At 49.3% G+C, this 9,195-nt stretch carries 7 protein-coding genes and 1 pseudogene; 7 read left to right on the forward strand and 1 reads right to left on the reverse strand.

All coding sequences use genetic code 11. From position 1 onward, the window contains the following. The first annotated feature begins 420 nt into the window (after positions 1–420). The 7 genes from ACTVJH_RS15315 (at position 421) to ACTVJH_RS15345 (ending at position 8,273) form a co-directional block, all read left to right on the forward strand. Entirely contained in the window at positions 421–1,359 is a 939-nt protein-coding gene (locus tag ACTVJH_RS15315) for a glycosyltransferase family 2 protein (protein WP_455992614.1), read from the forward strand. Beyond that, positions 1,356–2,645: a hypothetical protein gene (locus tag ACTVJH_RS15320; protein WP_455992617.1), complete on the forward strand. Its 1,290-nt coding sequence runs from the start codon at positions 1,356–1,358 to the stop codon at positions 2,643–2,645. Before ACTVJH_RS15315 ends, ACTVJH_RS15320 begins: the two co-directional genes overlap by 4 nt. 2 nt (positions 2,646–2,647) lie before the next feature. After that, complete coding sequence (locus tag ACTVJH_RS15325) at positions 2,648–3,457, forward strand: glycosyltransferase (protein WP_455992620.1); 810 nt, start codon at positions 2,648–2,650, stop codon at positions 3,455–3,457. A 58-nt stretch (positions 3,458–3,515) separates the two neighbouring features. Then, positions 3,516–4,862 carry a sugar transferase gene (locus tag ACTVJH_RS15330; RefSeq protein WP_455992623.1) on the forward strand — a complete coding sequence of 449 codons (1,347 nt, stop codon included), beginning with the start codon at positions 3,516–3,518 and terminating at the stop codon, positions 4,860–4,862. A 260-nt stretch (positions 4,863–5,122) separates the two neighbouring features. Next, positions 5,123–5,470, forward strand: a complete 348-nt coding sequence (locus tag ACTVJH_RS15335) for a four helix bundle protein (RefSeq protein ID WP_455992625.1) — start codon at positions 5,123–5,125, stop codon at positions 5,468–5,470. Positions 5,471–5,596: 126 nt separating this feature from the next. Continuing rightward, on the forward strand, positions 5,597–5,761 hold the full coding sequence (locus ACTVJH_RS15340) for a four helix bundle protein (RefSeq protein WP_455992630.1): 165 nt from the start codon (positions 5,597–5,599) through the stop codon (positions 5,759–5,761). A 286-nt stretch (positions 5,762–6,047) separates the two neighbouring features. Beyond that, complete coding sequence (locus tag ACTVJH_RS15345) at positions 6,048–8,273, forward strand: STT3 domain-containing protein (protein WP_455992627.1); 2,226 nt, start codon at positions 6,048–6,050, stop codon at positions 8,271–8,273. A 437-nt stretch (positions 8,274–8,710) separates the two neighbouring features. Here the strand turns inward: ACTVJH_RS15345 and ACTVJH_RS15350 are convergent. Beyond that, positions 8,711–9,195: pseudogene (locus tag ACTVJH_RS15350) on the reverse strand (Rpn family recombination-promoting nuclease/putative transposase); the annotation flags it as partial.

Consider the following 9,195-nt stretch of genomic DNA (forward strand, 5'->3'; position numbering starts at 1 on the left):
GCTTACTGCCGAATTTCAAGCTATCTCCAGACAATGGCAAATCAGGGCCTCAATCCCCTTGTCGCCATCCAGCTGGCCTTGGAAGGCAAAATTCCAGGACTCAAAGATGGTGGGGGTGAGTAGTTACAAAATAAGTACTATAAATACATCCAAAAAAATTTTGAAATAACCTTGATACGAAGAGTGGAAGATTCCGAACGACATATCATTGCTATAAATCAGCTTGTTTGTACTCACTATGCCGAACAGCCAATATATATTAATCACGAAAATCGAACTACTAACGATAAAAGCAAAAATTCTTCGTCCAAATCAGAATTATGAATTGTTGACTACAGTAAGGGTGCAACGAATGTAGCACAGCATTACGCTTTTCAGCATCATACTGATCAAACTCAGTAAATTTGAATAAGAAAATTTATGAATGAACATACCAATACTTTTTCCGTTGTAATTCCGACACATAACAGATTGAAGGACTTGCAACAGGCATTAACGAGTGTTTTCAGCCAGACCGTCAAGCCCCTTGAAATTATTGTTGTCGATGATGGATCAACGCCCAAGGTCAGTGACGATATTTTTGCAACGGCCCCAGACGAAACAAAAACTCTGCTCTTGCGCAATGAATCACCAAAAGGTGCTCCTCATGCAAGAAACCGAGGCATCGAGGCAGCCAACGGAAGTTGGATTGCATTTCTCGACGATGATGATGAGTTCAAACCGAATAAAATAGAACAGATCACCAATCATATCCAACAGACCCCGGGATGCGAGCTGATCTACCATCCTGCCGACATTCACATGGTCAACGAAGGGGTCACCTATACATCACGACCTCGCCAATTCACTCCTGAAGATGACATCTTTAAAAGCATGCTCATCAAAAACGAAATCGGTGGCACCCCTATGGTGGCGGCTAAAAAAAAGATCCTTATTGAAGCCGGCAAATTTCAGGAGAGCATGCCCGCACTTCAGGATTATGAACTTTGGCTGCGGGTTGCACGTATAACAACACACTTCAGCCTTCTCCCTCTTCCCCTGACAATTTGCCATTACAGATCTCAAAAAAAAAGCGTCTCTAAAAGCATTAAATCGAACCAAAGCGCGATACGGTTTATTGAAAAAAAATATTCCAAAGAGTACAAAACATTCTCCAAGGATGAAATAAAAAAACATGATCAATGGAAATCGAGAATGCTTATACATAAATCAATTTTGAACGGAGATATCTTTTCTGCTCTCGGCCATCAGCTCAAGCATCTCATCCATTATCCTTCACTATATAATTTAATGGCTCTTTGCGCCATCCTCGCTGGACCTGAATTTATCTATCGTATGAAGGCAAAGCTGGGCTCATGACCACCACATACAACACGTTTGAGAAATTACTAGCTAGAATCTTGGGAAAAAACCCTGCACTCAAAGCCCGCATCAAGCAGGTTCATTCCCGAATTGCTTATTCTATTTATAAAAAAACATACCGATATAATTCAATATTGCCATTTTCAGTAATTTCTCCAGAGCAAACCAAAGAATCTTTTTTTGGATACTATGACAAGATTCCAAGCTCGAAAGAAGGAATTGTTCTGTTCCATTCCTCATCAGCTTCCACCCGATGCCCTCCCGATCCAGATCGCCCTGTTGCAATCAGCTTATTTGATCTGAACCAGAGCCGGGCTGTTTCCATAGCCGCGTCTTCTGCTGCTTATAACTGGCAGCAGGGTACCCGCCTCCACTGGCTTGATGACGATTCCTTTGTCTTCAATGACTTTGACAAACAAAAATCAAGATATATCGCCCGGATTTATTCCTTGTCCTCAGGCCGGGAAACAAGTCGTTTCTCCCGCCCCGTCCAGGACTCATTCCAAAAAGAGTATTTTCTTTCACTCAACTATGAACGCCTGCAGGCGGTTTGTCCGGATTACGGCTATGGCAATCTTCCCCTCCTTGCCGACCAGGAACTCAAAAACCATGCAGGTGACGGCATATGGCGTATCGACTATGATTCGGGACAAGAACACCTCATCATCCCATTGGATACGATCATAAAAACATGTCCCAAGGCAATCTTGGGCAATGCCCTTCACTCGGTCAATCATGTCATGATCTCACCTTGCGGTCATCGCTTTGTTTTTATTCACCGGTATTATATCGACAAGCAAAGATTTGATCGTTTGATGCTCGCCGATGCGCAGGGCAATGACCTCAAAGTTCTTGCCGACAACAAAATGGTCAGTCATTGCGTGTGGCTCGATGACAATACCATTCTGAGCTATCTTCGAAACAACGAAGGGCGGGACGGATTCTGGTTCATTGATCTCAACCAGGATTCCTGCAAAGAGGTACTTCAAGGCAGGCTGAACAGATATGGTGACGGTCATCCACATGTTTATGGCGACTGGTTCATCACCGACACCTATCCTGACAAGGCACGGATGCAGCATTTGATCCTTTGCAATTGGAAGTCTGGAACTATTATCGAGCTGGGTGAATTTTTCCACGGTTTTGCGTATCAGGGAGGATGCAGGTGTGATCTGCATCCACGTTTTTCACCCGACGGCAAAACGGTTTTCTTCGATTCGGTGTTCGACGACAAAAGAAGAATGTACCGGATGGATGTTTCCTCCATTGTCGACAAAGATTGAACATGTCAGATTTTTCGGTTCTTCTTTCAGTGTATGAAAAGGAAACGCCGGCCCATCTGGAACGGTGTTTCTGCTCATTAGCAGACCAGCATACACTCGCCGATGAGGTCATTGTCGTGGAGGATGGTCCCCTTCCAGAGGCATTGCATAGCGTCATCGACAGATGGCGTGAGGCAATCAACATAACAAGCATTCCCCTTGAAACGAATGTGGGACTGGGATGCGCCCTGCACCGGGGACTCGAGGCATGCTCCCATGCTCTGGTTGCAAGAATGGATTCCGATGACATCTGCCATCCTGCACGCTTCAAGAAACAGCTCGCATTCATGAATCAGCACCCGGAAATCGATGTCGTTGGCAGCTGGATCAGTGAGTTTGACGAGGAAGAGTCTGCGATCTATGCCCGTAGAAAGCTGCCAGAATCCCCGCCAGAGGTTTCACGCTTTGCACGCAGGCGAAATCCCCTCAATCACATGAGTGTCATGTTTCGCAAGGAAAAAGTTCTTGCAGTGGGAGGATATGGACAGTTCGTCTACATCCAGGACTATCATCTCTGGGCACGAATGCTTATGAACGGCTCACGCATTGCAAACATTCCGGAATATCTGGTCAATGTTCGTGCCGGCTACGGAATGATCAGGCGCAGAGGCGGCAAGCGCTATGCAAACATTGAGCTCAAATTGCAAAAAGAATTTTTGCGAATGGGGTTTATCAATTATGCAGAATTTCTTCGCAATGTGCTGATCCGATACAGTGTGCGGCTGATGCCTCAGAAGACAAGGCGACACGTTTACAAGCTTCTCCACAGCTGATTCCTTTATAATTTGACCAGTTTCTTCTGGTCACTACCAAAATAAGCTGCAAAATCCCATGACCCCCTACCTCTCCCTGATCACCGACCTGCTGACCATCGCCCTATCCATTTATCTCAGCTCGCTTCTCGTCCTGGGGCCGCAGATCAACATCTTCACCTATCATACCGGGCCGACCGTCTTCATTCTTCTGGCATCCATCCTGTCCTTCTATATCTTCAATCTCTACGATTCCTCCCGGTTCAAGAAATCCGGTGAGACGGCCATCCGCCTTGCTGCGGGGGTCGGGTTGGCCAATGTGCTGGCAGGGTTTGTGTCCTATGTGTTTGGTCACTGGCAGTTTCCCCAGTGGTTGTTCATTCTTCAGGCGATCATCTCCTATCCCCTGCTTTTCGGGCTCAGGCGTCTTTCGTCTATCGTGATCGCCTCTGGCGGCAGGGAACGGGTCCTTATGGTGGGGCAGAATGATTCTGCCCGTGAACTGGCAGAAGTCATGAAAAACAAGGGCTATCAGGTGGTCGGCTATGTGGTGGATGACAAAGAGCTCTGGGGAGTCGGATCGGATGGCCTGTTCATTGCCGGTCCCGTTGACAACGTGATTTCCATTGCCGAGGCCCAGCAGGCGCGCACTGTTGTTCTTGCTGGAAACACCCGTGATCTGGACACCCACATGGATGTTCTCTTGCGGGCCCGGCTTTCGGGAATCGTTGTGGAAGAATTGGTCACGGCGTATGAACGGGTTACCGACCGCGTTCCGGTCCGCTTCATCCAGGATCGATGGCTGCTTCTCGAGCAGGGTTTTTCCCTGTATTCCAAGGAAGTGGTCCGCAAGCTCAAACGGACCATGGATATCCTGATCGCCCTGCTATTGCTCATTCTGCTCTGGCCCCTGATGCTCGTGGCGGTCATGCTCATCAAAAAAGATTCGCCTGGCCCGGCCATCTTCAAACAAACCAGGGTTGGCGAAGGCAAAAAGGAGTTCACCCTCTACAAATTCCGCTCCATGGTTCAGAATGCGGAAACCAATGGAGCGGTGTGGGCTCAACAAGATGATCCCCGTATCACCCAACTCGGCCATTGGCTGCGCACAACCCGCATCGACGAGCTTCCCCAGCTCATAAACGTCCTCAAGGGCGACATGAGCCTGGTCGGCCCCCGGCCCGAACGCCCGGAATTCGTCCGCGACCTCGAACAGGAGATCCCCTACTACTACATCCGGCACACCGTAAAACCCGGCATCACCGGCTGGGCCCAGATCATGTACCCCTACGGCTCCACCCGTGAAGACGCCCTGAAAAAACTCGAATACGAGCTCTATTACATCAAGAACATGTCCCTGCTTCTGGATGTAAAAATTTTGTGTCGGACCATCGGGGTAATGGTGTTTGGGGAGGGAGCGAGGTAAAGACGGTTTTAGGTTTTAGGTTTTAGGTTTTAGGTTTTAGGTGTTAGGAAACTGCGAGGAGCCTGGAATCCGGAACAGGGAGTATTTCTGTCTTTCTTTGCGTCACTTGGCGTTCTTTGCGGTGAAAAAAAGAAATATTCAACCGTGAAAAGAGAAACTGTCCACGTTCGGTGTTGAGCGCATCGGCCCGAAGGGGGCTGATCCACGAAGGGTGTGTGAAGAATATCTGCATTGGATAATTAAAACTATGGGATAGTGTCATGGGATATAGTTCGTTTGAAAAACTCGAGGTATGGAAAAGGGCTTGCAGGCTTGCGGTGAAAATGTACGACGTGTTGCGGGATTGTCGTGATTACGGGCTCAAAGATCAGATGACTCGGGCAGCGGTTTCGATTGCCTCCAATATTGCCGAGGGTGCTGAACGTGACAGCAGGAAAGAATACATACACTTCCTGCACATTGCCAAGGGTTCCGCAGCAGAACTTCGGACTCAAGTATATATCGCTAAACGTATTGATGTTATCGATAAAGATCTGGAGCAAGAATTGATCGAAGAATTAAAGGTAATATCAAAACAACTTCACTGTTTAATTAAGTCATTGATCTGAAGTCGTTTCTTAAATCCTAATGCGGCCAAGCCGCAGTTTTGAGTTTTAGGTTTTAAGTTTTAAGTTCAAGCGGTTACAGAATTTTCTTGTTTTTTATTACAGAATATTCTGAGTAAGGTACTAACACTGTTTTTTCCAAAAGGATCCTGTTCAGAATTGAGAACGCAACTTTATCTGGCTGTTGACGTCGGTATTATCGACGAGGCAAAGGGAAACGAACTGCTGGAAACCACACGAAAAATTTCTGGGATGCTTCATAATTACATCAGAGTGCGAATCGAAAAGTTTTAAAAACAAGGGAGTAGGGAGACAGGAGAAACGGAGACAGGACAAGGCTCTCAGTCTCCCTTTTCATAGCAGTTGCTTTTTCCCGTCTCCGGGTCTCCCGTCTCCCTGCCTTTATCCTTTCCCGTCTCCGGGTCAGCTCTGCATAAGGTCTGCTAACCTCGCAGGCTCGCTAAGCATTCACTTTTCCGGTCTCCCTTCCGTTCCCAGCTCACGTTTAATCCGCCAAGCTACTACATTTTTTACCTAAAACCTAACACCTAAAACCCAATACTCTTTCCGGAATCACACAATGAATCAACGACCATCGTCTCCAGCTGATATCCAACCCTCATCGGTTTGCTGCTCCCCCTGGTTCACCCTGCTTGTTCCGTGCCTTCTGGTTTACGGAATCAGTCTGGTGCTTCGTCTCCTGGAGCTGCCTTTCTGGCAGACCGAGGTATTTGAAATCGGGGGAGAAAAGCTCATGGCCACCCATGATGCCTATTTCTGGATGGCCGGGGCGCAGGAAACCTCCTGGGCGACAGACAAACCCCTGATGGGGCTCATCCGGTTTCTGCATCAGATCACCTCCGCACCCCTGGGCAATATCGCGTTTTATCTGCCCGTGTTCCTGGCGCCTCTAGCGGGATTGCCGCTGTGCTATCTGGCCTGGAAGGAAAAAATGCCCGAAGCCGGGATCGGAGCGGGTATTCTGGGAACCGGGTGCCTCGGGTATCTGCTGCGCACCCGTTTGGGATTTTGCGATACCGACCCTTTTGCCCTGCTTGTTCCCGCCCTCATGGGTACGGCCCTTATCCTCTGGTCCTCGCCCTTTGTCAGGTCATCCTGGTTACCCGGTGCTGATGATACCAAATCATACGCAGCCCCCTCGAAAAAAGAGCTCTTACAACTCGCCTTCTCCGCCATCATCCTCGGCCTGGTCGGCCAGGTCTGTTTCTGGCTCTATTACCAGAGCAGCTATATCATCCTCGCCTTTTTGGGCGTTTTAGCCGGAGCGATCCTTGTTTTGGCTCGACCGGGTGCGCGATGGTTCGCCCTGTTCGGACTTCTTTGTTTCCATGGTGTTGCATTCGGGGGATGGATCGGCCTGGTGGTTGCGCTCTGCATGACGGCCGTCTTTGTCTATCTTCCGAGCCGTTTTCAATCTTCTGGAAAATCCTGGTCAATGCTGGCCCTGTTCGCTGTGGCCATGATTGTTGTCACCGGACTACACAACCAGGCCTGGACCATTGTATCCAAACTGATTTTTCTGACCAAATCGAGTGAGGTGGAGTCCCTGTCCAACGGAACCTCCCTGCTTTTGCCCTCGGTGCAGCAGAGTATCCGGGAGGCGCAAAATGTGGATCTGGCTAACCTCTACTCCCGGATCAGCGGCAATGCCATCCTCTTCTGGTCCGGACTGATGGCGTACCTGTATCTGATCTGGAAAAAACCCCTTTGTGTGACCTTTGTTCCCATCCTGATTTTCAGCGTGTTCTCCTTCAAGCTCGGAAACCGGTTCACCATGTATGGGGGCATTGTCTGGGGTGTGGGGCTCTGTTTTGGCCTCTCCTGTCTGCTTGGCTCACTCAAGATCGCTTCAGGCAAGCGGTTTCTGGCCCAGATCGTCCTCTGCCTGGTCATCATCTGGCCGCTCTGGGAAGTGGGAACTGCACTCCGTCCCTCTCCCATCCTCCCCAAGGTCTATGCCCAGACCTTCAAGGATCTCGAAAAGGTGAGCGCAAAAGACGCGCGCCTCTGGCAGTGGTGGGATTACGGGTATGCGGCCCAGTATTATGCCCAGCGGATGTCCTTTGGTGACGGTGCCAAACACGGTGGCCCCTGGCTCTACCCCCTGGCCCTGATCCATTGCACTGATTCGCCGGCCCAGGCTGCCGGGATGATCCGCTTTACCACTGCTGATCAAAAAAAGACCTTTGAGGAAAGCCAAAACCTGATCGAACACAAGATCTCTGCATGGTCCCTTCCCTCGTATGCGGCCTATCCCACCACCGGCCTGGAACGTATGCATCCGGTAAAGGCGGAACAATTTGTCGCAACCATGCGCACCACACCCGTTACCACGACCGCGGACATCCCGGAACAGTATTTCGTGGTCTCCTGGGAAAATCTTCGCCTGGCCTACTGGATCTCCTACTTTGGCAATTGGGATCTGATCACGGGCACACCCCATCCGGGAAAAATTCAACGGATGCGGGGCCAAATCCAGTTGAACACCCAAAAAGGACTGGTTCTCTCCGGGGAGCAGACCATACCCATCGACACCCTGGACATCATCAACCAGGAGGGATCACGGAGGATGACCTGGCCCAACGGCAAGGGGCTGCACGGGATCATCAATGAACTGTCCAGGGAAGTGTATGTCATGGACAGCAAAATATACCGGTCCATGATGGTTCGGATGCTCATCGGTCAGCCCAAGGATTTTGAAGATCATTTCAAGCTTGCAGTGGATCACTTCCCCTGGGCCAGGGCATACAAACTCATGCGGCCAAGCAGCAGTTTTAGGTTTTAGGTTTTAGGTTTTAGGTTTTAAGTTCAAGCGGTTATAGAATTTTCTTGTTTTTTATTACAGAATGTTCTGAGTAAGGTACCAATGCGGGCTAGCGCCCGCAACCCAAGATAAGTACTCACCGCCCGCTCGTAAGCTCACTCAAGGCGTAACGCATCACCAGAAAAATACAAAAAGATCAAAACACATTGTGTCTTGATCTCTTATCCCTTCGCGTCCTTCGCGGTTAAATGACTTTTTTGTAGCAGGATCCAGTAATTTCCCAAAAAATCCGTGAGACATCTTTCCTGACACAGGGGGGGGGGGGGCAATGTCTTTGTGAATATGCCATCACCTCATCCTTCTGGCCACCTTAGGTGAATTTCAGACGAGGCGACAATTTCCCTGACACAGGGGGATATCGCTGCCGATTAGGTCAGAGATAAAGACCGGCCGGCGGGTTAATTGTCCGTGGCTTTAAAGACCTGTTCCTCAAATTCCTCCAGCGAACTGACCCGGAGGGACTGCTTGAACAGCATCTTCAGTGTATCAGGCGACTGGATGGAATTGAGACGACTCACAAGACTTGAACGAATCGTACCGAACTTTTCGATCAGAGCGTCAAAAAGCAGCTCGCGGGCATTCTCAACCTTACCTTCAAGCCTGCCTTCGAGCCTGCCTTCAAGTCTACCCTTCTGCTCGCCAACAAGCACTCCCTTTCCATAGCCTTCTTCTCGTAAAACGTCTGCTGTCGTTCTCACGGTTTCAACTCCTCCTGGAAGATGTTTGACGCTCTCTTCCACTTCTTGGGGACTGACTTCGGTGGCGCTGAGCACATACGTGATCAGCACCCGAAAAATCTCTCCGGCGTCCTCGGCACTGAGCCCCTGATACAACAGGGTAAGGGACTCGTAAATCTTGTCCCGTTTATCCGGGTAAAAGATAT

It is taken from the genome of Desulfoplanes sp. PS50, assembly GCF_053851535.1.